The organism is Prevotella sp. C0026C3 (assembly GCF_056590795.1).
On the sequence record NZ_JBWPWW010000011.1, the window covers coordinates 68,858 to 91,848 of the forward strand.

Genomic DNA, 22,991 nt, shown 5'->3' on the forward strand with positions numbered 1-22,991 from the left:
ATGATAGAAGTAAAACATCTCACTAAATCGTTCGAAGACAAGACCGTACTCAAAGACATCAATGTGGTGTTTGAGGACAGTAAGACCAATCTTATCATCGGACAAAGCGGTAGCGGAAAGACAGTTTTGATGAAAAATCTCGTGGGATTGCTCGAACCAACAGCTGGTCAAGTGCTCTACGATGGACGCGACTTCGTGACAATGTCAAAGCGTGAGCGCGTCATGATGCGTCGAGAGATGGGCATGATATTCCAAAGTGCAGCCCTATTCGACTCGCTGAACGTATTGGAAAACGTGATGTTCCCACTGGATATGTTCTCTACCATGACACTGAGAGAACGACAGAAGCGGGCACAAGACTGCTTGGCACGCGTAAACTTGCTGGATGCGCAGAACAAATTCCCCGGAGAAATATCCGGAGGTATGCAAAAACGTGTGGCCATAGCACGTGCCATCGTGCTGAATCCCAAGTATCTGTTCTGCGACGAGCCTAACTCCGGACTCGATCCGAAGACCTCGCTTGTCATTGACGAACTGCTTTCAGGCATCACCAAGGAGTTTGGTATTACTACCATCATCAATACCCACGACATGAACTCAGTCATGGGCATCGGTGAGAATATTCTCTTTATCTATCAAGGGCACAAAGAATGGCAGGGTAGCAAAGACGAGGTGATGAACTCGACGAACGAGAAACTCAATGCATTGGTGTTTGCTTCCGACCTCTTCCGTAAAGTAAAGGCCGCTAATACTACAGGATAATAAAACAAAAAATGGTATCCGCTTGGCGGATACCATCCCTAATAAAAATTTCAAATATTACTTTTTCTTCTTGACTTTAGGCATAGGCAATTCAGCACAAGTTGCTTTTACCAAAGCCGAGATAAAATCCCTATCGTCCACATCCGATATAAGGAAGTAGTCTTTCGCCCCATCATAGGGTGGTGTCAATACGGGAGTTCCAAGCAAAGTTGCTCCCGCTTGAGTCGGTTTCACAAAGAACCGATCGTCACAAATAAGGCCGAAAATTTTCCCATCGCAATAGATTCCGTAATCACCAAACATCTTTCTGAAGGTAATTACGCCTGCTCCAGCAGCTTGGTCGGCCACATACTGTACATAATCTAATTGACTGGCCATATCTTTATCTTAAATACCACACGCCCTTATGCTGCACCATAGGCACCACTATCTGCTCGTTGGTGCTGTCACCATAGACTATTTGCATCATCACTTGAGCTACATGCTTAGCCGTATCGGCCTTACCACTGACAATACGAATATCCTTAATACCACGATGTTCGTCATTTTGCTGTCCGATAAACATGGCCGCGTTGTCGGCCAATTGCTTCTGATAACTTGCAGGAAGACTATCTGGGCGATACGTTCCGGCCACAAAAGCATCGTAATCACCATGCAATAGATAGTCGTAATAGAGCTTAGCAGCACGCGCAGCCAACTCTCCTTGGTCGTCTTGCTTGCCACCACAGGCTGCAAAACTGAGCAATATACAGGTCAATAGCAATACAGGAAGTATCTTCATCGCACTTATTTCTGACGAATAAAGATATTGATAGGACAACCGTGCATGCTCCAATTCTCGCGTATCTTATTCTCCAAGAAGCGACGGTAGTTCTCTTTGACGTACTGAGGCAGATTGGCATAGAATACAAACGATGGTATCTGCGTGTTCGGAATCTGCATACAATACTTGATTTTGATATACTTTCCCTTGATAGATGGAGGTGGAGTAGCCTCGATAATAGGCAACATCACCTCGTTCAACTTGGATGTCCCCACCTTCGAAGTACGATTCAAATAGACTTGTTTAGCCGTTTCCAGCACCTTAAAAATGCGCTGTTTGGTAAGCGCTGAAGCAAAGATGATGGGGAAATCAACGAATGGAGCCATACGTTCGCGTATCGCATTCTCGAAAGTTTTGATGGCTATTTGCGATTTATCCTCCACTAAATCCCACTTGTTTACTACTACCACGAGCGATTTATTGTTCTTCTGAACCAACTGGAAGATGTTCATATCCTGCGCTTCGATACCACGTAGCGCATCAACCATCAATATACAAACATCGCTATTCTCTATGGCACGGATGCTACGCATAACGGAATAGAACTCCAGATCTTCCGAAACCTTGTTCTTACGACGGATTCCGGCAGTGTCAACAAGATAGAAGTCGAAACCGAACTTATCGTAACGAGTATAGATACTGTCTCGTGTGGTGCCCGCAATCTCTGTAACGATATTGCGATCCTCACCTATAAAAGCATTAATCAAACTGCTTTTACCGGCATTCGGACGACCAACGACAGCGAAACGAGGAATATCTTCTTCCAATACTTCATCTACCTTCTTCTCTAGTTTCGCCAAAAGCAGGTCGAGTAAGTCACCAGTCCCGCCACCGGTAGCAGCGCTGATACATTGTGGATCGCCCAGTCCGAGACTATAAAAGTCGGCAGCTTGATAATATTCTGCACTGTTATCAACCTTGTTAGCTACCAAGATAACAGGCAATTTAGCTCGACGTAAAATCTGAGCCACGTCTTGATCCCAGTCGGTTACACCCGTAGTTACGTCGACAAGGAACAACACCAAGTCGGCCTCTTCGGTGGCAATGAGTACTTGTTTGCGGATAGCGTCCTCGAAAATATCATCCGAATTTACGACCCAACCACCGGTATCAACCACCGAGAATTCGTTTCCGTTCCACGAACACTTGCCGTATTGACGGTCACGTGTGGTGCCTGCGGTATCACTAACTATCGCCCTACGCGACTGTGTCAATCTATTGAAAAGCGTAGACTTGCCCACATTCGGACGTCCTACAATTGCTACTAAATTTGCCATATATTAATAATAAATCATGAATTATATCACCCTCTCTCTTTGGGGAGGGACGGAGAGGAGCTAATGGGTCTCCTATTCCGGGTTATATCCGAAACTTTCCAACTCTTTCTTGGAACTGCGCCAGTCTTTATCAACCTTAACGAAGGTCTCCAGAAATATCTTTTTGCCGAAGAACTTTTCCAAAGTCTTGCGCGATTCCATGTTCATCTTCTTCAATGCGACACCCTGATGGCCGATGATAATACCTTTTTGTGAATCGCGCTCAACGTAGATGACCGCCCCGATATTGATTTGTTTCTCTTCTTCCTTGAAACTTTCCACACGCACTTCCACACTGTAAGGAATCTCCTTGTCGTAGTATAGCAGTATCTTCTCGCGTATTATCTCCGAGACAAAGAATCTCGCGGGCTTGTCGGTCAACTGTTCTTTATCGAAATAAGGGGGAGAATCGGGTAACAATTCTTTAATGCGCTTCAACAATACATCCACACCAAACTTGTTCTTAGCCGATATTGGTAATATCTCGGCATTGGGTAATAAGCGATGCCAATGCTCTACGATGTCGCCTAATGAGTTTTGATTGCTCTCATCTATCTTGTTAATGAGCAGCAATACCGGAATTGTCATCTTGCTAACCTTTTCCAGAAACTCCATATTCTTTTCCGGATTCTCTATCACATCGGTCACGTAAAGCAGGATATCTGCATCGGTCAAGGCCGATTCAGAGAACGCTAACATATACTCCTGCATCTTATAATTCGGCTTCAGAACACCCGGTGTATCGGAGAAAACAATCTGCATATCATCGGTATTCACAATACCCATAATACGATGACGCGTGGTTTGAGCCTTAAAGGTGGCGATGCTGATGCGCTCACCCACCAATTGGTTCATCAAAGTACTTTTCCCTACGTTTGGGTTGCCGACGATATTAACAAATCCGGCTTTATGCATTTCTACCTCCTTTTAGGACAAAAAGACGCATCCTTAACTAATATAAAGATGCGTCTCTCCGTATTCTATTTATTATAAAAATCTTCTACCCTCGCAACGGAGAGTCAAATCTAAGCTGTCTATGAGTCGTAAGCCCAGCGATAATAGCTGGCTCCGTTCACAAATCCGGCTCCAAAAGCTGTGAAGATGATGTTATCGCCCTTCTTCAACTGCTTCTCGAAGTCCCACAATACCAAAGGCATGCAAGCGGCACTGGTGTTACCATAGCGCTGGATGTTGACAAGTACCTTGTCCATGGGACATTCGATGCGCTTTGCAACCGCCTCGATGATACGCAGATTAGCCTGATGAGGAACGATATAACTAACATCCTCACGAGTCAATCCATTACGTTTCAGCAATTCCATGCAGTCATCGCCCATAGCCGTTACAGCATACCGGAACACCATACGCCCCTCTTGATAAGTGGCATGTAGGCGATGGTCTACTGTAAAATGAGACGAAGGGCATACCGAACCACCGGCTTTGACGTGCAGGAATGGTAGACCTTTACCGTCTGTACGATGATAAGAATCTATCAAACCAACATTATCTTCCGTCGTACCTTCGACCATTACGGCACCCGCACCATCACCAAACAGCGCACAAGTGCTACGGTCTTGATAGTCGGTTATTGCCGACATCTTGTCTGCTCCAATCACAATGATACGCTTATGGCGTCCACTCTGAATCATATTGCAGGCTACGTCGAAAGCATACATAAATCCGCAACAAGCAGCAGAGAAATCGAATGCGAATGCATTCTTCAATCCCAACTTGCCCAATACGATAGATGCTGTAGACGGATGGATATAATCTGGCGTGGTCGTAGCCACGATTACCGCATCAATAGTATCCAGTTCTACACCTGTCTTCTGTATCAAAAGTTTAGCAGCTTTACGCGCCATATAGCTCGTACCAAGCCCCTCTTCTGTCAGAATGCGGCGTTCCTTAATACCCGTGCGTGCCGTTATCCACTCGTCGTTGGTATCCACCATCCTAGAGAGCTCTTCATTATTGAGCACATAGTCAGGTACATATCCCGCAACACCTGTGATAATGGCATTAATTTTCTCCATTATTCAGCTACTTCCTTTACAACTGCCAACTTACCTCTATAATATCCACAAGTAGGACATACTGTGTGATATACGTGGTAACTGCCACAGTTAGGGCATACAGCCAATGTGGGGGCTACTGCCTTATCGTGCGTTCTTCTCTTGAGTGTACGAGTCTTCGATTGTCTTCTTTTAGGATGTGCCATTTTTATTTATTCTTTAATTGTTGTTTTTATTTTCTCTAATCCGGCCCAACGAGGATCCATATTGTCTTCAGCATTATCCTCATGAGCACCTTCCGTAGCCGAGTGTGCTTTCAGCAGTTGCAACATTGCAGGGTCACATTCCCCCGACTCATGCGCATGCTTGAACGGAATGGCGAGTTCCACAAACTCATATATGAACCATGACACGTCGACTACACCCTCATTCTCAGGCACCGTCACTAGGTCATCGTCCTCTATATAATCCTCACCAAACTTCACGACCAACTTGTTCCGGGTATCAATGGCCTGCGCCATATCCTCCAAACAGAGGTCGCATGGTACTTGTATGGTACCGACAGTGTGGAAGTCGAGTTCAAAGAAGTCCCCCACTCTATGAATGGAAAAGTCTGTACGCAACTCGCCTCGCTTCACTTCGGGAGCGTCTATCGCCTCAAAGTAACTATCGTCAAGATGAAAGACGAGCTTGGTATCGCCCTCTTCCAGCCCCTTTAAGTCTATCTTAAATGGTTCTAAACTACCCATACGGGCTGCAAAGTTACGAATAAATTCTGATATACAAATAATTAAATGAGAAAAACTAAATGTACAAAACATCCAAAATGTGCATTTCTCATCTCTTTTATATAATATAAGGAGACAAAAGAACAGAAAGCCGAAAAGAGCTATTTACTACAACCTCATCTCGCAACGACCACCGAATAAAGTCTTTCTACTTCATCCATTAGAGTAGATTAAGATGAGGTAATACGATTCTAAACGTCGTTCCCACTCCCACTTCCGATGCTTTCACGCTGATACGCCCTTTGTGATACTCCTCAATGATGCGACGAGCGAGCGACAATCCCAGTCCCCAACCGCGCTTCTTCGTCGTAAATCCGGGACGGAACACATTATGCACATCACGCTTCCGAATTCCTTTTCCCGTATCCGTTACATCGAGTATCACGCTATTCTCGTCCTCTTCCACATGCAAAACGATGCTTCCGCGCTCGCCAGCCATCGCATCCACGGCATTCTTACACAGGTTTTCCAACACCCATTCAAACAGCGGACTATTCATCATTACCTGTACATCGTGGTCGGGCAGTTCCATCGTTATCCTCACCTTATTGGATGTTCGGCGATCCATATAGTCTACCACATGACTCAATACCTCCGCCATATTCGTCGGCACGAGTTCCGGAAGCGACCCGATCTTAGAAAACCTATCGGCTATTAGTTCCAGTCTCTTCACATCCTTATCCATCTCCGGAATCAAATCATCCTGTGGATAAGTCTCTTTCAGCATCTCTGTCCAAGCCATCAAACTACTGATGGGCGTACCCAACTGGTGTGCGGTCTCCTTCGAGAGTCCCACCCACACCTTGTCTTGTTCAGCTCGTTTCGAGGTCAACAAGGCGAAAATAGCCACCACGACAAACAACATCACCACGCCCAATTGCACATATGGATAACGCTGTAATTGTTTGAGCATCAGCGATTCACCATAACAGATATCCACGTAATCACTTTTTACAGAGTCGTTCAACTGAATACGAATGCATCGGCCGGCAGCTTTCAGTTGTCTGCCAAGCACCTTAGCCTGCTCCAAACTATCCGCATACGCCCCCTTTCGCATCTCCACGTTGCGGAAAAGTTGCGCCTCTCCCCTATTATCCATCACGACCACCGGTATCGTATTGTTCCCGTTCATCACTTTCAACACCAATCCCAAGTCCGTATTCTGGTCAGCTCGGTTCAACGCCGACATAGCTTCCGCCCACACTTCCATCTTCTGTCGCTCCTCCATAGACAGGTCACACGTCAAGATATGCGACACGACAAGCGACACTATCGCAATCACGATAGCCCCACTAACCAACAGTAGCTTCACTTGCCTAATTCTATCTGTCCACAGCATATACTATCTAACGCAGTACTTCGTGAAATATTATATCTCATCAAGCCACAACCCACACCCCCATTTCCTTACTTCTCACTCCCAACTCGTCTACTTATCAACTTAAAACCTTGTTTACTGGTTAACTTATTAACTTGTCTACTAAAACGATTGGAGTGGGGTGGGGCTCCTGCAATGGCCCCTCAGTATCGCTGTATCGCCCTTTCAACAAAACTGCCACGCCCCCACAGCAATGCTGCGAGGGCGTGGCAGTAAATCAAGGAAAACACAATACGATTCCTACATATTAGCTATACACCTCTCCAAACTATCTACCCAATAAGGAATCTTGATTCCAAACGTATCCTTTATCTTCGTTTTATCAAGCACACTGTAAGCCGGACGCTTCACAGGCGAGGGGAACTCATCACTATGACATGGCTGAATATCACAATCAGTATTCCCCACCAACTCCGCAATCTTGATAGTGAAATCATACCACGAGCACACACCCTCATTAGAAAAATGATAAATTCCCGTATTCCCTTCGTACTTACGACTCTCTACAATGTCAAAGATGACATTCGCCAAATCGCCTGCATAGGTCGGCGTACCGCACTGATCGAATACAACTTTCAATTGAGGCTTCGTAGCCGTGAGTTGAATCATCGTCTTCACGAAGTTCTTACCAAATTCACTATAAAGCCACGCTGTACGCAGAATGATATGCTTCACCCCGGTAGATGCAATCAATTGCTCACCTAGCAACTTTGTTCGGCCATACACACCAGTGGGAGTTCCTTTCTGATTTTCCTTGCAAGGCGTGTTATAAGGGTCGCCCCCAAACACATAATCAGTACTGATGTGCACGAGCAACCCATCTACTTCTTTCATCACCATTGCCAGATTTTCCGGTGCTTTGGCGTTCAACTTCTCTACCAACTCATACTTTTCCGGTGCCTCCGCCCCATCTACATTGGTCCATGCAGCACAATTAATGATACACTTCACGTCATACTCACGTACCATCCGCCTTATATCATCCAAAGAAGTAATGTCCAAATGCATATATCCATCGCACACGTCGGTAAATATATACTTGTCGTGCTCACTCTCCTTGGCGACTATCTGTATCTCATTCCCCAGCTGCCCGTTGGCGCCCGTTACCAATATATTCATATCACTTCTTAAATTCAAAAGGTGAAACCATATCTTTCAAGCGTGGATACTTCGTATCCTTAGCATTCAACTTAATATCTTCTGCCCTTGATTGCATTTATCATTACTCGATTAATAATCTTTTGTGTCCCAAATTAGCGCATAAATTTCGCTGTAAAAAACTGTGGAATCTTCCACATCATTTTCATAATTTTGGTAGGTGTAGCCCAAAAACCATGAGAGGAATAGACATCAATATCTTCCCGCCACATCAATTTCCGTTTGGCATTATCTGTTGACATCCCCCCCATACGCATCTTAATGATATACCGCTTCAAATAATATACCTTTAAATGCGCTTGATACAAATATCTCACAAGTAAATCTGTATCGGCAGCTATCTTATATTTCTCATTATAAAGCCCTTCGCGCATCATCACCTCTCGACGAATATAACAGGTCGGATGCAAAGGTAGCCAACCAAGTTTTACCTTGTTTTTTGAATAAGAGCCGCCTATCCAATTACGAACAACCTTACTGGTATCCGCACTATTGACAAACAAACCATCACCGTAAACAAAGTCTGCATCAGTACGTTCAAACTCTTTAACAACCTCGCTGATAGTGTGGTTATCGTATAAGCAATCGTCGCTATGCACCAAACCGATAATATCACCTGTAGCCGCTTTTATTCCCTTATTAATAGCCTCATACATACCGTGGTCTGGTTCAGAAATAATTTTCGCGATTTTATCTTTATAACGATTAATCACATCTAATGAACCATCTCTACTTGCACCATCTACTACGATATACTCAATATCAGAATAGTCTTGCCCCAATACACTTTCAATTGCATCTTTGATAGTTGCCGCTCTATTATAGCAACTTGTAATAATAGATACCTTCATTTTTATAACTTTATCGTACGTTGCCTTATCAACACAGCCGGATTACCCTGATAAATTCCATCAGCTAAAGTATCATGAGTCACAACACTACCCTATTGTTGCGACAGAATGGGAACGCATCGTTACACCGGGAGCAACCGTAGCCTTTGCTCCAACCCATACCCCATCTTCCAATGTAATTGGTGCATTACGATAAGGGAAATCTACCTTCGTAAAATCATGATTCCCTGTTAAAAGAAGTGCTCCTTGAGATATACAGACATTACTACCTATATATACTTTATCCAGATTGTCTATCCAACAATTCTCTCCTAGCCAAACATTATCGCCTACACTTAGCTTCCAAGGGTATTTAATTGTCACATTATTCTTGATGCAAAGATTCTTTCCAATTTTAGCACCAAAAATTTTCAGCAATCTAATTTTTATACCCATCAATGGATTCCATGATGCTCTTACTACAAAAGCATTAACAAAAAACCAAAGAGTCTGTTTAAATATGCCTGCTCCTTTATCAAATGAACCTACTGTAAATTTGCAGAAATCTACCTTCTGATTATTCATTTTAATATGCTTTTATTCTCCTTTACAAAATATGAGAACTTGAGATATTGGATATATATCTATCATATTTCGTCTAAACATTGATTTATTCTCTCTTCGTATTTCCCACGTGTAAAACGACTAAGAAAGTCGTCAACACCTTGTTGAGACATGTTCTGATACTTTTCTTTATGATCTATCAGCATTTCTACAGCATCGGCAATTGCCGTAGCATCTTTTGGATTAACAAAAATACCATTATGGGCAGTTACCATTTCCGGTATAAGACGATATTGTGTCGTAATAGGAACACTGCCATACGACAACGCTTCCAAAATAACCGTAGGCTGTCCTTCCATCACATAATACGACGGAAGTAAAAAAGCATGAGATTGTTCAAACAATTCTTGCTTATCTTTCCCAAATACGCATTTTTTATACGTCACAAACTGTTCTAGCTGTCGCGATTGGATGAAGTCGAGAAAGGCCTGTTCGGCTTCCTTTGCATTACTAAAACGCATGTCGTCAATTGCCGTCATAAATTTACCTACGAAATGACAATATATATCTTTTTTTCGTTGGTTTACCAATATATCCACCGCTTCGAGTGTCTCCCAATAGCCTTTAGACTCTATCATATTATTCAAGAACAACAGATGGAATGTCGATAAGTCGTATGTTTTTCCTTCTTTGGTCTGAAATATTTTTTTTTCAGGTAAGCCATTAGACACAATTTTTATTCTATCTTGTTCGGTCACAAATGGCAACTGCGCTTTCTCAAGCTCCCCCTCTACCGTAATCAGACTTGCATAATTGAATATATAATCAGCTCTTCTTTTGTCTACTTTAGACAGATTGTCATAAAAAGAAGAATAGCGTGCATTAAACTGCTGAAGCATTAAAGTGGAATGGCATAAGGCGATAAGCCTAGTAAGAATATAATCACGCCAAAGGCCAAACCGAGAGGCAGCCGGACTCAAATAGACAATATCTGCTCGAAATGTGACGATACCACAACAGCATCTTATTAAAAGCCAAATATATTCTAACAATCTTAGAATAGAGAATCCCCCAACTTTTGGATTTGAGACAATAGGAGACAAAGAGATAACCTTGCAATTAAATCTCTTTTGCGCAATAGAAACAAAAAAATCAATCATGATTGCTTGCCCAGTAACGTAACCTCGCTCTGCCTTTACAGTATTTCCAATGATTAAAAACTTTTTCATATCGACTTCAGCATTGTAACAGCATTAGACACCATATTGGACATTTTTAGATGGTCTTGAACATAACTACGTGCTCCTTCGCTCAAAGTTTCAATATTAGCAGCATCGAGTTCTCTAATAATTCGTACTACCTCCGGAATCGTATCTACAATATATCCATTTTTCCCCTGCTCTATATAAGCATACTCCACACATTGCAAAACATCTTTCGATCTTCTAAAGGTCAGAATGGGTTTGCCATAAGCCATAGCCTCCACAATAGACAGTCCTACCCATGCCGGTTGGAAATAGAAATCGGCCATAGCAAACAGTTCATTTTTCTTCATTTGCTCATATACAGTACCGAAATCATACACATTATCAAAAGAAGACAAATCCGGTTTCGTCGGGCCATCACCAATAATAATAAAACCAATATCAGGACATCCACTCATTAAATCAACTAAAAGATCTACACGACGATATGCATTATTAAAACGAGCACAAAAAATAACAACACGCTTTTCTTTCACACCATATTTTTTGCGCATCTGATATTTATCGAACAAACGACTTTCCTTGATAATATGCTCAACACCTGAAACAGTATTTCCCAACGCTACAATAGGCTTTTGGGGGAATAAAGTGCGCCACAAAACTTTTTCTTTCTCTGTGTAAACCCACGCACCATGAGCCGTAGCCAACTGTAATTTCAACAACATATTGGGAGTACGCTCTTCTTTGAGAAAACGAGATATCGAGATGCCATGTCCCCACAATACCAGTTTTTTGCCATACAATTTACATAATATGGCCAACCATATACTCGAAAAAAAACTAATAACTTGAAATTGATATACTATTATGTCATAGTTTTCTTTCATCAATGGGAAAAAATTAAAGAATAGGAATCTGCCTACTTTCCGAGGTTTAATGAACGAAGTTGGTAGAGTCCCTACTTTAAAATTATTTGCACTTACCCTGCTCTCATAGACATATATGTCTGTTTCAAAACTAGAAGATATGCCTTGAAAAAACTCTTCTCTATAATGAGGAACAAGTGGCTGTATAATAGCGATGCGCATATATAAAACTAACTAATAATTCTTTTATCCTCACTTTTTTTATAAAAATAAAAAAGCAATACGACTGGAGTATATTTTATATACTGGTAAGGATTCCCACTATTAAACATTGTCAATATTGCATACAAAGAAATTAATTCAATCAAAACTAACGGAGCAAATTTTATTCTTTTGTACATGAGTCGAAGAGGGTAATAAACAATTATCAAAAGATAAAAATATAGTCCTAACAATCCCATATCTAAAAAAGATTGTAAAATAGGATTATCCAACCACTTTGTCATATAACCGGCTCCAAAAAAATAAGAAAAATAAGAAAAATTTCGGGCTATATAGTCATAAGCCCATAAACGAGCTGTATATCTTTGAATGCCCGAGCCAGAAGCATCACTAACCGTTCTATCACCCAACATATTAAGGGTTCCATTATACATATTCCTAAGAAATTCCTGAAACTGTTGCTGTATAATAGGACTGATATTATATAATACACATATAACAACTATGAATGCAAGTATAATTTTCCAATTATATAATTTAATTCTATATAAATAAACGTAGATAACAAGCCCCACCAAGAGAGCAAAAAGAGGGGAACGCTTTCCACAAAAAAGAATTAAATATATATCTAATAACATGATAGCACCTAAAAAAAGTTTATACCGCATAGTCCTACTTTCCCCCACAAGGCATAATGCCGAAAAGAAATTTACAAGACATCCGAAAGAGGCTGTAAACACCTCAAGAGAATATCCGGGATCAAAACGCTTTAAATAATATACTTCTTCACCAACTAAAAGCCCAGTGTACATACATGCAGCTCCTAGAAGGGTACATCCAAGGGAGCACCAAAAGGAATACTTAGAAAAAGAATCTATCTTAAAACTTTGAGGTATAGTTGATATGCAAAGTATTAAAGCTATAACATACAAATGGAATTCATAAAACCTCATTGAGTCTACCATTTCAACAGTGAACTGCCCATATAGTATCATCAAAGACTGAAATAGTAAAATTATATAAAACTTTTTTGTAAAAGAAGGAAAACTTAATTTAAATAAATTCCTCCAATTAGCAATCAAGAATATAGAAATTACCATTAGTACACTACTCCATTCAATTCCTCTAAAAAACTGATTTAAGTACATTCCATAAGGAACGCCTACCAATACTAAAGATAAGCCTACATGATGTAAACTAGAATAGAAACTATTCTTCATTACTTATTCATATTTGTAAAAAAGATTAAAGACTTAGAGAACGACAAACTGTTTTCCCAATACGACCTTTCTGTTATTAAACAGGACATACCTATCGCATTGGCTAAAGTTTTAGCATCTAACAAAGACAGTGCCTTACCTATCTTATACTTTCTGATAAGCTTCCCCACAAGTCCTTTATTTGGTCCGATGACGGGTTTCTCATAATAAGCTGCATATCCTAAAACCCCACTACTTTGTGAAGAATTACTATATGGCAGCAGGATAACGTCGGATGAAAAACAAAGGCTGTTCAACCAGTCGTACGAACAAAACTCGTCATAAACTATAATCCTCACCTTATCGTGAAGTAAATTTAATTTCTCGTAGAATTCTGTCCGAATATCTTGGTATACTCTCCCTGCAAAGATAAAAACCTTATCGCGACATTCCTCCGCAGAAAGAAGATGCAGAGCATCAAGAATCAATAAAGTACCCTTTCTTTTTGTCATACCACCAAAATGAAGATATACCTTATCACCCTCACTTATGCCAAGTTGTTCTCTAATATTTTGAGCACTCTGCATCAAATCAACATTGATAGGGTCTGGAAGACTTCTGAATTTATTTGTTCTATATAATTTATTTAAATAAATTGCCGAAGAATTATCATTTAGAATGAAAGGAGTATGGATCTTGGAGGAACCTTTCAAGAGTAGATATTTGATTACCTCTTGTATCTTCTTTAGCAAAGGCATTTCTTTCCATTCATATAGATATATCTTATATATAATGCCATTCACTTTTACATTCGACGGAAGTAAAAAAGGAAGAAAAGGGAGAAACTGCATCAGCATAATCAAAACAACCTGTGTAACTTGGTACATTTTAACATATCGTCGCAAAACTAAAGATTTGTACCATGCAGCAATCATCAAATTATGATGATTGCATTTCAAAAACTCATCTTGTGTTAGTCTCACAATATCAATGCGTGCACTCTCCTGCCATTCAAAGACGTCCTTCATCTTATTAAATTCTTTAGGAACCACAAAGATCAAGTCGGCACAATCTCCATGTTCCACACCATATTTATAAATATGGTGCATATATTCAAGATGATGTCCAGTAATCGTGGAATCAAAAACAAGTGTCCTATTCCTCATATCTACTATAATACAATTTCCCCACCCATGGAAACATAGTGAGAATCGTCTGTCGTAAAACAATTCCGAGAGATAAATCTCTTCTACGATGCAGTACAATACTTGCAGGGTATTCTTTAGTATGCTTACATTCTATTTTGCGAATACCTTGTCCATACTTGGAGGGAAAAATTCCATACTGCGTGGGATCCAAATGGGGGGTGAGACCTGTTTTTTTTGTCAAAAGACTCAATACCGACTGATCCATTCTATGCGCAACGAACTCACCCTCTGTAACATTTGCCGAGTCTGGAGACATTAATTCATAATTGGTACACCATTCAAGCCACTGTCTCACAAAGTCCACCCCCTTATCCGTCTTACGAGCAGCAATAAAATTTCCCTGAATCTGCGGTGTATACCCCCAAATCTCACGGTCTACTTTCATGATATCAAATGCCACAGGTTTGGTAAACTCACACTCTGCCAACGGAATGTCTGACACCCAAATATCCTGTTGATGCATACTGTCTATGATATGGCTACAATGGCGTATAAAAAAAGAACCGGCATCGGCATAGAAAACAACATCTCCGTCTTTTGCCTCTTCCATAAGAACCTTTAATACGACATAAGGTTTCCACAGCCACAAACCAGCTCCTATGGGGTTCTCAAAGATATGATGATGTTTTCGTTTGAATTCTTCATCAATATCATTAGGATTATAGACTATAACCTTATCAAATCTACCAAACCTTTTTGCCATCTTAGCACTAAAATCTCTAGTTTTAGCATAAAGGTCATTGCTATATGTTACAAAGATATTCATACCGTCATATCCATCAAAGAATGGTACTGATAGGTTCCTATCAACTTCTTTATCTTTGTATCATCAAAATAGGTATGCCCACTTTCTATTTTCAAATCCTTCTCAGGCCATTCGGTTGCAATAACTTTTGTACCATATAAGGAAGCCACTATCTCGGCTGCCTCCCTAAGCGAATAAGTTTCTCCACCTATATTATATATTTCACCATCAGAATCTTTCATGAAACTTACTTCAACGACTTGCTTACACAAATCTTCCATGTGGGTGAAAGTGCGTTTAGCCTCACCACCTCCGTACAGCGTAATATCCTTGCCTTCGGATGCCATTTTATGAAAAAATCCAATAGTCCCAAAACTGTATCCTCCTTCTAATAGATTACCATAAGGAATACATATACGAACAACAGTATAGGGAATGTCAAAACTTTGCCGGTAAGCATAAAGATACCCCTCGCAAGCCAACTTATTAACTGCATATATGGTTTTGGTCTCTTTCTCTGCTTCTTCGGTTAATGCCTTGTCACAGCCTTTATATACCAAACGTGTAGATGGGAATATTACCTTAGGCTTATGTCCGCTTTTCCTTATATGATTGAGCAATAACAATAGACTTCGTTCATTCACATCAAGATAAGTCTCTGCCTTGTCAAATCCCGCAAATGTTCCTGTCAGACCTGCAAACATAAAAATATAGTCTACATCAACATCTATTTGCTCAACAGAGCTTGATTGCGTCATATCAATCTTATGATAATTGCTTGCACTATCATCTACACAATCATAAGTACTGATATGATTATTGACATCATGTGACAAAAACCATTCCAAATGTCTCCCAATAAAGCCTTTTGCTCCAATAATAGCGATTTTTCTCATCATGCCATCCTCTTAAATTCTGTCATCAAGTCTGCCTCTCTCTGTATGAGACTATACTCTTCCCTTCTTAATATGTCACTTGATATACAATCAGCAAAACGCTGTATAGATTTTAAGAAAGAATCATCGGCAGGAAGATTACGCGTTTCTACATCTTGATTTTTCTTAATAAGGTATGTAGGAACAAACCCAGCAGGAGCCGTCAGTATGCGGTCAGAGATTATAGTACCTTTACTTCCCCATATTTCTATCTTACACTGGTAATCGTTGTCCATACCAAATGCAAGCTGAGCTGTTACACCAAATTCATTTATCATTGTAGCCGAACCATACATATCAACATCTACGTCCGGAAGATAGTTAAGATGTGCAGTTGTAAGCTTAGCCGTTTCGCCTAACAAATAGGAAGCATACTTTAAAGTATACCCCCCGGCATCTATCAACGCCCCACCACCTAACACTTTGTTGTAACGGAAATCATTTTGCGCACGACGCGGAAAACCAAAAGAAATGCGATATAATCTAACATCTCCTATCTCACCACTGGCAACAATATCTTTTACAGCCTGTAACTGGTTGTGGTAAACGAACATATAATTCTCATGAAAGGCCAAGCTTTTTGAATCTGCAAGCTCGATTAAAGCTTTCGTATCCTTGCTTTCTGTTGTTGAGGGTTTCTCCACAAATACATGCTTACCATGCTCTAGCGCGAGTTTCGCCCATCTATAATGTAAAGCGGGTGGCAAGGGCAAATAAACAGCATCAATTAAGTTTGAGGAAACAAGAGCCTCATAGCCTTCTATAATTTCGCCACAACCAAAGAAATCTATAAAACTCTGTGCCTTATTCTTTTCGGTTTCAACACGCTGCTGATTTTCTGTAATATAATATTCTTTCTTACCATACCACTCTTCAGCACTTGCAATACCAATACCGGCAAATACAAAATCTTTGCTTTGTAGTAAAGCCGGAGAAAACCTACGAAACGCAATCTCCGAAGGACATATAATTCCAATTCTTATCATTACAAATATCTTTTAACATACTCCTTTCCATTTTTGTTAATTTGCCTCATAGAACAACCCACTATAGTGGAACCTTCTTCAACATCATTAACAACAATCGTTCCCGGAGCTATAAAAACATCATTACCAATTTTCACATTACCTATTATCTTTACTCCATGCCCAATAAATACATTATTTCCGATTATAGGAAAACCTTTCCCTCTCATACCACCAATCAATGTACAAGGATGAATAATTACATTATTACCGATTATAGAAGAAGGACTAATTGTTATAGGACCGGAATGTGGCAGTATTAAATTATCTCCAATAACAGTTTCTGGAGGAATTGTTACCCCATACAATTCTTCTATTAACAAACTATATACTTTGCAAAAATATTTTACAACATGGGGGGGGCATTCTTATACAATCTATTAATAGCAAGAGCTCTATATCTCGCTTTAAAAAAACAAGAGCATCTCATAACATAAAAGGAGTTAATAGAATCTTATTGCAGACAACAAGCTACGTGCCGCTATATTTAAATAATTATTGTATGTTACAAAAGACAACATTTGGTTGAGAGTGAGCCAACAATAATTTTCCTCTACATCAATAGGAAACTCATCACCAACCTCTACTATCATATTGAGGTTCTGCTCTTTGAAGAAACGTCCCCCCTCTTCACTCTGATTGGTAGAATACCATATATTCTCTTTAGGGGCATTGAGTATCGTATCCAAATAAGGAATAGTATATTCATTTTCGCCCTTGCGATAATTGCCGGTGAGACATTGTACCGTAGGGGCCATTTCTACAACATCAAAATTGCCTGCCTCTAATTTGGCTTGAACTAAGAAATGATATATTCCGTTAATTTTCTTAACTATAAAACCCATCAGTCCATGCTGGGCAGAGCGCACCATGGGTTGATCCCAAGAGACAACCTCCCGATTACCAATCTGTACATTCACCCCTATCACATCAAAATACTTATGGTCTACATGCTGAATGGTATTTCCATCATAGACCCAATTATTCATTTCCGAAATTCCAATCTTTTCTACATTCAATTCGTATTTGAATTTCAGGGAAGTCATCCATTTGATAATGTCTGTTATCTCATGCAAATGGTTGTCATGGCTTAATACTGAATACATAAAGGACTTGGGCTTAAACTGCATGTCAGTATTGAGCGACTGGAAAGCTGACAACAAATCCAAAGAATGCTCGGAATAGTTACCAAATGGGATACATGATATGACTGTACGAGTATCCATATTGATGACATTAGGAAAAGATAGAAGTTCTTTAATCTGCCCAAGCGTCACCCATATAAATCCTTCTTTTTGTTCAATGTCTTCATTCTCTGCCACCTCCACAATTATATTCCTATTTCGTTTCTGTAAGAAACGTGCCCCTTGCTCAGACTGCAACTGATCTACTAACACTTCTACTTCTTTTTCTCCTGTGAAGTATTCGAGATAGTTGGGCGAAGCCCCTTGATGCACTCTAGTATAGTTGCTACGAGTTGCCTGAAGAGTTGGGGAGAGTTGAACTACATTTAGATTTCCCGGTTCTATCTTTGCTTGTATCAAAAAGTGGAACACTCCACGAAACTTTTTCACTATAAAACCTAAGAATCCTATTTCCGGTTGATTGATTATTGGCTGATCCCAACTACTTACATTTCTATAGTTTGTAGAGATACGAATACCATCTATACTAAAAAACTTGCCGGAGTTATGGCGAATTCGGTCATCACGGTAACTCCATCCACGAAGGTTCTGTAAAGGAATCTGATTAATTTCACTTACAACCTCTTCGTTTTGTTGTTTCATCCAACTTAAAATATCGGATGTAGACTTAAAAAAGCCATGATGCAACGCTGATACTAAAAAATCTAACTTGATTTCATTTATATCTCTTTTCATATATAGAAAAATAAATTATATACGTTTTAGCAATTCTATATTAACCATTTCCTTCTGGTGAGAACGCAACCAATCAGGGCTTTTTTCCCACCACTTAAAATTCAAAAGGAAATCTATTGTCTCCTTATCGTATCGAAATGAAATAACCTTAGCAGGAACTCCACCAACAATCGCATAAGGAGGGACATCTTTTACTACAGCCGCATGTGCTAATACCACGGCTCCATCACCTACCGTTACCCCCCCGGCTATAAAAACTCTTTGACCAATCCAACAATCGTTACCTATTATTATTGGTCCGGAATTCTCATTATACAAGTCTTCTGTGCAATAGGTAAATCCAGCCTGTTTCTTAGTAGAAACAAAGCAAGGCGATGTGGAGACAAACGGAGCCGTATAAGTATGGCGACCCATATTACATTGAACAAACTGTCCTATAGAACAATACCGACCTACTGTTGCATTAATAACAGAATAGTGCCCAATATATGATCCATAACCAAGATGCCCACTAAATTGTGCATGAGGACTAACATGATTACCACCTTCAAACAAGACCTTCCCCAGCCTTGCTGTATAATGCACATCTACTCCTGCTTTTCTTCGCACTTTGAATATACACCAAAGATTTTTAATATACAATACTATATCTCGCAGTAAATCATACAGCATACCTTTATATATTTGTAATATATCTACTTTTTCCAAACACCAAATGCGGTGTTTGAAATAAGTTTCCTAATTTGCATAGTGAAACATGTCGAATATAGAATATTTATCGTTATCATTGATACTACTACTCCATAAGCTCCGATAAGACTTCCTAGAAATAATGATAGAGGAATATGTACAAGCAATCCTAACAATGTCACATAAGTTTGAAGTTTAATAGCTCCGATACCATTTATAAGATTCACTTGCAGACCGTCCCATGTAGTTACCATCATATATATACCTACCAAAACTGACATCATATAAGAAACATGAGCTGAATCTCCTACCCACAATTCGTAAACAAAGGGAGAAACAATCACCATGATAAGCATTGCTAAAGCAGAATACAAATATACTTTACTCATACGTTTATAAATGCGCTTCATCCAACCAAATTCACCCTTTGCATAAGCATCGGTAAACGCAGGCCATAATGGGGTCAACATAATATTATACACCATCATAGCTATACTTAAATACTTATAAGCAATATTGTAAGCCGTAACATCATTGGGACCTGATACATTTGAAATCAGAATATTTGTTGCTTGAAATAATACCACAACTTGAATCTGGATTAGGAAGAATTTAACCCCCAACCCAAACAAATCCTTTACATGTTCTCGCCGAAAGGAAGATATACTAGGTTTGATTTTTCTGAAAATCCCATGATAAAGTGTAACTGATGCTATCAAAATCACTAAAACCGGCATCAAAGATATAGCAATAGCCAACAAGTATAAAGAGGGTGAACAAGTTTTTGTTAATATATATATGATTAAGAGAGACAATATATTTCCAATAACAGGAAAAGCCGATGACAAAGCTACCTTTTGGAAAGCTGCGACTACAGATACAAATACATTTACTATCATCTGTAGACAGAAACAACCAAAAAGAATATATAAAGCCTTCGATATTTCGATATTATAAGTTCTAGAAACATTAAGAAAACTCGCCCAGTCTATCAATGGTATAATAAGTTCCAATAACACTAAAAGGGGAACAAATATGAAAATCATCATTACATAGGTCGTTGAAACTAATTCGCGTCCCTTATCCCATTCATTGAGTGCAATAGCTTCTGCTAAACGGTTCTTTAAACCCAATGTAAAACCGACATCAAAGAAATTAAGCCATAATACTATGCTTGACAAAGTTAGCCAAATTCCATACATCTCAGAGTTAACATAACCCAAAGTTAATGGAACTAACAAAAGCTGAACAATAATGCTGACACCCTTAATCAATAAAGAAGCCGCTATGTTTTTTTTCACAGCAGCACTTCTTGTATCATGTGAATTGAGTAGTTTTTTTATATTTCCTAAAATTTGAGGAATCATATAAGTCCAAATTATTTTCCTAATCCCTACGGAAAATATCTCTAGTATATACTTTCTCCTTCACATCATCAAGTGACGGATCATAACGATTTGCAATGATGGATTGGGATTCTGATTTAAAAACAGACAGGTCGTTTACTATTCTGCTGCCAAAGAAAGTGCTACCATCTTCTAGCGTTGGCTCGTAGATAATAATTTCTGCCCCCTTAGCTTTGATACGCTTCATGACTCCCTGAATGCTCGACTGGCGGAAGTTGTCGCTATTGCTCTTCATTGTTAAGCGATAAACCCCAATAACACAACGCTTTTCTTCCTTGACGTCAAAATCGCCCCGATTATAATAATCGTAATAACCAGCCATTCGGAGAACACGGTCAGCTATAAAATCTTTACGCGTGCGATTACTTTCGACAATGGCACCTATCAGATTCTCGGGTACGTCTTGATAATTAGCAAGCAGTTGCTTGGTATCTTTGGGTAAACAATATCCACCATAGCCGAACGAGGGGTTATTATAGAAACTGCCAATACGGGGGTCAAGGCCTACACCATCAATAATAGATTGGGTGTTGAGTCCTTTCATCTCAGCATAAGTATCGAGCTCGTTGAAGTAGCTTACTCTTAATGCAAGATAGGTATTAGCAAAGAGCTTCACTGCTTCTGCTTCTGTTAACCCCATAAAGAGCGTATCTATATCCTCTTTAATAGCACCCTCTTGTAACAGAGCAGCAAAAGTATGGGCTGCTTGGTCTAAACGAATATCGTCTTCTGGCCGTCCGATAATAATTCGACTAGGATAGAGATTATCATAAAGAGCCTTACTCTCGCGCAAGAATTCAGGTGCAAAGAGGATATTCTCACTGTGGTATTTTTCTCTTACACTAGCAGTATAGCCTACCGGAATGGTAGACTTAATAATCATAATGGCATTGGGATTTACTTGTAAAACAAGCTCTATAACCTCTTCTACATGCCGGGTATCAAAGTAATTCTTCACCGGATCGTAGTTAGTAGGAGTAGCTATCACTACAAAATCGGCATCTTGATAGGCCGCTGCTCCATCCAAAGTAGCTTTTAAGTCTAGAGGTTTCTCTGCTAGATAGCGTTCTATATATTCATCTTGAATAGGAGAACGACGGGCATTAATTTTATCAACCTTCCCTGGTACAACATCCACAGCCGTAACCTGATGGTGCTGACTCAACAATGTAGCAATACTCAAGCCCACGTACCCGGTACCTGCAACTGCAATTTTCATATTATAAAACAAATAATTATATTGGCTTTCCCAAATAGACTGTACTGAATTCTAAATATAACAACTCTACTCATCAATGCCGGCAGATACTCCACTTCCTCCATTAATCAAATATGACTAATGTGCAGAGGAAGCATCTACACAAACATCTCCACCTAAGAGTTAGAAACTCGCAGAGTCGCATTCTGTACATGCTCGTAATATAGGGACAACATCAGATAAATAATACATTTCTTTATAGCTCCCTATCATTTACTTATGCAATCTTTGCAAAGTTAGCTAAAAAGCTAATACGTTGCAATAATATTCCATATAAAAGCTCAAAAAAGTTACATCTGTAGAGTCAAATGAAATCAACCAACAAGTACAAAAGTACATCAGCCGTCTGAGTGTACATAGTTCTCACTTAGAGACCGCTATCTTATATACACAAAAAAGCCCCGACTACATTCAGTAATCGAGGCTCTCGTTAAAAGAAGGCGGCCACCTACTCTCCCGCATTGCATTGCAGTACCATCGGCGCAGGCGGGCTTAACTTCTCTGTTCGGAATGGGAAGAGGTGGAACACCGCCGCCATAGCCACCTAATATGGGGTTGACTATTGCACACAAGCAAAAACTATTACGAATCATGAAAACTTAACTAAATGAAGCTCTCACATAACCGTATCAAGTAAAAGCATCTAACGAAGAAAGTTTCGGGCAATTAGTAGTGCTCGGCTTTGACGTCACCGCCTTTACACCTACACCCTATCAACGTC

General features: G+C 39.9%; 24 protein-coding genes and 1 rRNA gene. 1 reads left to right on the top strand and 24 read right to left on the bottom strand.

Annotation, left to right across the window (positions count from 1 at the left end):
• Positions 1-762 carry an ABC transporter ATP-binding protein gene (locus tag AC1EK4_RS08205; protein ID WP_036899497.1) on the top strand — a complete coding sequence of 254 codons (762 nt, stop codon included), beginning with the start codon at positions 1-3 and terminating at the stop codon, positions 760-762.
• A gap of 57 nt (positions 763-819) precedes the next feature.
• On the opposite strand, the gene AC1EK4_RS08210 is transcribed toward AC1EK4_RS08205, so the two are convergent.
• The 24 genes from AC1EK4_RS08210 to rrf all read right to left on the bottom strand — a co-directional run bounded on the left by AC1EK4_RS08210 (position 820) and on the right by rrf (position 22,818).
• A complete protein-coding gene (locus AC1EK4_RS08210; protein ID WP_480357782.1) occupies positions 820-1,140 on the bottom strand; it encodes a TfoX/Sxy family protein in 321 nt (106 codons plus the stop codon).
• A 4-nt stretch (positions 1,141-1,144) separates the two neighbouring features.
• Positions 1,145-1,543, bottom strand: a complete 399-nt coding sequence (locus AC1EK4_RS08215) for a hypothetical protein (RefSeq protein ID WP_480357784.1) — start codon at positions 1,541-1,543, stop codon at positions 1,145-1,147.
• A gap of 5 nt (positions 1,544-1,548) precedes the next feature.
• Positions 1,549-2,862, bottom strand: a complete 1,314-nt coding sequence (gene der / locus AC1EK4_RS08220; protein WP_036899502.1) for a ribosome biogenesis GTPase Der — start codon at positions 2,860-2,862, stop codon at positions 1,549-1,551.
• Between the two features lie 72 nt (positions 2,863-2,934).
• Positions 2,935-3,816, bottom strand: a complete 882-nt coding sequence (gene era, locus AC1EK4_RS08225; protein WP_036899505.1) for a GTPase Era — start codon at positions 3,814-3,816, stop codon at positions 2,935-2,937.
• Between the two features lie 119 nt (positions 3,817-3,935).
• Entirely contained in the window at positions 3,936-4,934 is a 999-nt protein-coding gene (locus tag AC1EK4_RS08230) for a beta-ketoacyl-ACP synthase III (protein ID WP_036899508.1), read from the bottom strand.
• Complete coding sequence (gene rpmF, locus AC1EK4_RS08235) at positions 4,934-5,119, bottom strand: 50S ribosomal protein L32 (protein ID WP_084589749.1); 186 nt, start codon at positions 5,117-5,119, stop codon at positions 4,934-4,936. The genes AC1EK4_RS08230 and rpmF overlap by 1 nt, the downstream gene beginning before the upstream one ends.
• Before the next feature lie 6 nt (positions 5,120-5,125).
• Positions 5,126-5,662, bottom strand: coding sequence for a YceD family protein (locus AC1EK4_RS08240; protein WP_480357787.1), 537 nt, complete (start codon positions 5,660-5,662; stop codon positions 5,126-5,128).
• A gap of 199 nt (positions 5,663-5,861) precedes the next feature.
• Positions 5,862-7,040 carry a sensor histidine kinase gene (locus AC1EK4_RS08245; RefSeq protein WP_480357789.1) on the bottom strand — a complete coding sequence of 393 codons (1,179 nt, stop codon included), beginning with the start codon at positions 7,038-7,040 and terminating at the stop codon, positions 5,862-5,864.
• Positions 7,041-7,319: 279 nt separating this feature from the next.
• A complete protein-coding gene (rfbD, locus tag AC1EK4_RS08250) occupies positions 7,320-8,198 on the bottom strand; it encodes a dTDP-4-dehydrorhamnose reductase (RefSeq protein WP_480357791.1) in 879 nt (292 codons plus the stop codon).
• A 134-nt stretch (positions 8,199-8,332) separates the two neighbouring features.
• On the bottom strand, positions 8,333-9,088 hold the full coding sequence (locus AC1EK4_RS08255) for a glycosyltransferase family 2 protein (protein ID WP_480357792.1): 756 nt from the start codon (positions 9,086-9,088) through the stop codon (positions 8,333-8,335).
• A gap of 87 nt (positions 9,089-9,175) precedes the next feature.
• On the bottom strand, positions 9,176-9,652 hold the full coding sequence (locus AC1EK4_RS08260; protein ID WP_480357794.1) for an LbetaH domain-containing protein: 477 nt from the start codon (positions 9,650-9,652) through the stop codon (positions 9,176-9,178).
• A 62-nt stretch (positions 9,653-9,714) separates the two neighbouring features.
• Complete coding sequence (locus tag AC1EK4_RS08265) at positions 9,715-10,860, bottom strand: glycosyltransferase family 4 protein (protein WP_480357795.1); 1,146 nt, start codon at positions 10,858-10,860, stop codon at positions 9,715-9,717.
• The gene (locus AC1EK4_RS08270; RefSeq protein ID WP_480357797.1) at positions 10,857-11,561 is read right to left on the bottom strand and encodes a glycosyltransferase; all 705 of its coding nucleotides are present in this window, start codon (positions 11,559-11,561) and stop codon (positions 10,857-10,859) included. The genes AC1EK4_RS08265 and AC1EK4_RS08270 overlap by 4 nt, the downstream gene beginning before the upstream one ends.
• Positions 11,562-11,932: 371 nt before the next feature.
• Positions 11,933-13,144, bottom strand: a complete 1,212-nt coding sequence (locus AC1EK4_RS08275) for a hypothetical protein (RefSeq protein ID WP_480357799.1) — start codon at positions 13,142-13,144, stop codon at positions 11,933-11,935.
• Complete coding sequence (locus AC1EK4_RS08280; RefSeq protein WP_480357800.1) at positions 13,144-14,289, bottom strand: hypothetical protein; 1,146 nt, start codon at positions 14,287-14,289, stop codon at positions 13,144-13,146. Before AC1EK4_RS08280 ends, AC1EK4_RS08275 begins: the two co-directional genes overlap by 1 nt.
• Positions 14,279-15,097 (bottom strand): hypothetical protein, encoded by an 819-nt coding sequence (locus AC1EK4_RS08285; protein ID WP_480357803.1) that lies wholly within the window; start codon positions 15,095-15,097, stop codon positions 14,279-14,281. The genes AC1EK4_RS08280 and AC1EK4_RS08285 overlap by 11 nt, the downstream gene beginning before the upstream one ends.
• Positions 15,094-15,975 (bottom strand): NAD-dependent epimerase/dehydratase family protein, encoded by an 882-nt coding sequence (locus AC1EK4_RS08290; protein WP_480357805.1) that lies wholly within the window; start codon positions 15,973-15,975, stop codon positions 15,094-15,096. The genes AC1EK4_RS08285 and AC1EK4_RS08290 overlap by 4 nt, the downstream gene beginning before the upstream one ends.
• Positions 15,972-16,997, bottom strand: coding sequence for a Gfo/Idh/MocA family protein (locus tag AC1EK4_RS08295; protein ID WP_480357807.1), 1,026 nt, complete (start codon positions 16,995-16,997; stop codon positions 15,972-15,974). Before AC1EK4_RS08295 ends, AC1EK4_RS08290 begins: the two co-directional genes overlap by 4 nt.
• Positions 16,997-17,359 (bottom strand): serine O-acetyltransferase, encoded by a 363-nt coding sequence (locus AC1EK4_RS08300; protein WP_480357808.1) that lies wholly within the window; start codon positions 17,357-17,359, stop codon positions 16,997-16,999. The genes AC1EK4_RS08295 and AC1EK4_RS08300 overlap by 1 nt, the downstream gene beginning before the upstream one ends.
• 120 nt (positions 17,360-17,479) lie before the next feature.
• A complete protein-coding gene (locus AC1EK4_RS08305) occupies positions 17,480-18,916 on the bottom strand; it encodes an NDP-hexose 2,3-dehydratase family protein (protein ID WP_480357809.1) in 1,437 nt (478 codons plus the stop codon).
• Positions 18,917-18,931: 15 nt separating this feature from the next.
• Positions 18,932-19,624, bottom strand: coding sequence for a DapH/DapD/GlmU-related protein (locus tag AC1EK4_RS08310; protein ID WP_480357811.1), 693 nt, complete (start codon positions 19,622-19,624; stop codon positions 18,932-18,934).
• Positions 19,612-20,973: a lipopolysaccharide biosynthesis protein gene (locus AC1EK4_RS08315; RefSeq protein ID WP_480357812.1), complete on the bottom strand. Its 1,362-nt coding sequence runs from the start codon at positions 20,971-20,973 to the stop codon at positions 19,612-19,614. The genes AC1EK4_RS08310 and AC1EK4_RS08315 overlap by 13 nt, the downstream gene beginning before the upstream one ends.
• Before the next feature lie 19 nt (positions 20,974-20,992).
• Positions 20,993-22,231: a nucleotide sugar dehydrogenase gene (locus AC1EK4_RS08320; protein ID WP_062435445.1), complete on the bottom strand. Its 1,239-nt coding sequence runs from the start codon at positions 22,229-22,231 to the stop codon at positions 20,993-20,995.
• Positions 22,232-22,705: 474 nt separating this feature from the next.
• Positions 22,706-22,818 (bottom strand): 5S ribosomal RNA (gene rrf / locus AC1EK4_RS08325).
• Between the last annotated feature and the right edge of the window lie 173 nt (positions 22,819-22,991).

What these genes read in the sequence shown, in the direction of transcription:
- AC1EK4_RS08205 (WP_036899497.1), top strand. Translation starts at nt 1, where the DNA reads ATGATAGAAGTAAAACATCTCACTAAATCGTTCGAAGACAAGACCGTA.
- AC1EK4_RS08210 (WP_480357782.1), bottom strand. Translation starts at nt 1,140, where the DNA reads ATGGCCAGTCAATTAGATTATGTACAGTATGTGGCCGACCAAGCTGCT.
- AC1EK4_RS08215 (WP_480357784.1), bottom strand. Translation starts at nt 1,543, where the DNA reads ATGAAGATACTTCCTGTATTGCTATTGACCTGTATATTGCTCAGTTTT.
- der (WP_036899502.1), bottom strand. Translation starts at nt 2,862, where the DNA reads ATGGCAAATTTAGTAGCAATTGTAGGACGTCCGAATGTGGGCAAGTCT.
- era (WP_036899505.1), bottom strand. Translation starts at nt 3,816, where the DNA reads ATGCATAAAGCCGGATTTGTTAATATCGTCGGCAACCCAAACGTAGGG.
- AC1EK4_RS08230 (WP_036899508.1), bottom strand. Translation starts at nt 4,934, where the DNA reads ATGGAGAAAATTAATGCCATTATCACAGGTGTTGCGGGATATGTACCT.
- rpmF (WP_084589749.1), bottom strand. Translation starts at nt 5,119, where the DNA reads ATGGCACATCCTAAAAGAAGACAATCGAAGACTCGTACACTCAAGAGA.
- AC1EK4_RS08240 (WP_480357787.1), bottom strand. Translation starts at nt 5,662, where the DNA reads ATGGGTAGTTTAGAACCATTTAAGATAGACTTAAAGGGGCTGGAAGAG.
- AC1EK4_RS08245 (WP_480357789.1), bottom strand. Translation starts at nt 7,040, where the DNA reads ATGCTGTGGACAGATAGAATTAGGCAAGTGAAGCTACTGTTGGTTAGT.
- rfbD (WP_480357791.1), bottom strand. Translation starts at nt 8,198, where the DNA reads ATGAATATATTGGTAACGGGCGCCAACGGGCAGCTGGGGAATGAGATA.
- AC1EK4_RS08255 (WP_480357792.1), bottom strand. Translation starts at nt 9,088, where the DNA reads ATGAAGGTATCTATTATTACAAGTTGCTATAATAGAGCGGCAACTATC.
- AC1EK4_RS08260 (WP_480357794.1), bottom strand. Translation starts at nt 9,652, where the DNA reads ATGAATAATCAGAAGGTAGATTTCTGCAAATTTACAGTAGGTTCATTT.
- AC1EK4_RS08265 (WP_480357795.1), bottom strand. Translation starts at nt 10,860, where the DNA reads ATGAAAAAGTTTTTAATCATTGGAAATACTGTAAAGGCAGAGCGAGGT.
- AC1EK4_RS08270 (WP_480357797.1), bottom strand. Translation starts at nt 11,561, where the DNA reads ATGTTGTTGAAATTACAGTTGGCTACGGCTCATGGTGCGTGGGTTTAC.
- AC1EK4_RS08275 (WP_480357799.1), bottom strand. Translation starts at nt 13,144, where the DNA reads ATGAAGAATAGTTTCTATTCTAGTTTACATCATGTAGGCTTATCTTTA.
- AC1EK4_RS08280 (WP_480357800.1), bottom strand. Translation starts at nt 14,289, where the DNA reads ATGAGGAATAGGACACTTGTTTTTGATTCCACGATTACTGGACATCAT.
- AC1EK4_RS08285 (WP_480357803.1), bottom strand. Translation starts at nt 15,097, where the DNA reads ATGAATATCTTTGTAACATATAGCAATGACCTTTATGCTAAAACTAGA.
- AC1EK4_RS08290 (WP_480357805.1), bottom strand. Translation starts at nt 15,975, where the DNA reads ATGATGAGAAAAATCGCTATTATTGGAGCAAAAGGCTTTATTGGGAGA.
- AC1EK4_RS08295 (WP_480357807.1), bottom strand. Translation starts at nt 16,997, where the DNA reads ATGATAAGAATTGGAATTATATGTCCTTCGGAGATTGCGTTTCGTAGG.
- AC1EK4_RS08305 (WP_480357809.1), bottom strand. Translation starts at nt 18,916, where the DNA reads ATGAAAAGAGATATAAATGAAATCAAGTTAGATTTTTTAGTATCAGCG.
- AC1EK4_RS08315 (WP_480357812.1), bottom strand. Translation starts at nt 20,973, where the DNA reads ATGATTCCTCAAATTTTAGGAAATATAAAAAAACTACTCAATTCACAT.
- AC1EK4_RS08320 (WP_062435445.1), bottom strand. Translation starts at nt 22,231, where the DNA reads ATGAAAATTGCAGTTGCAGGTACCGGGTACGTGGGCTTGAGTATTGCT.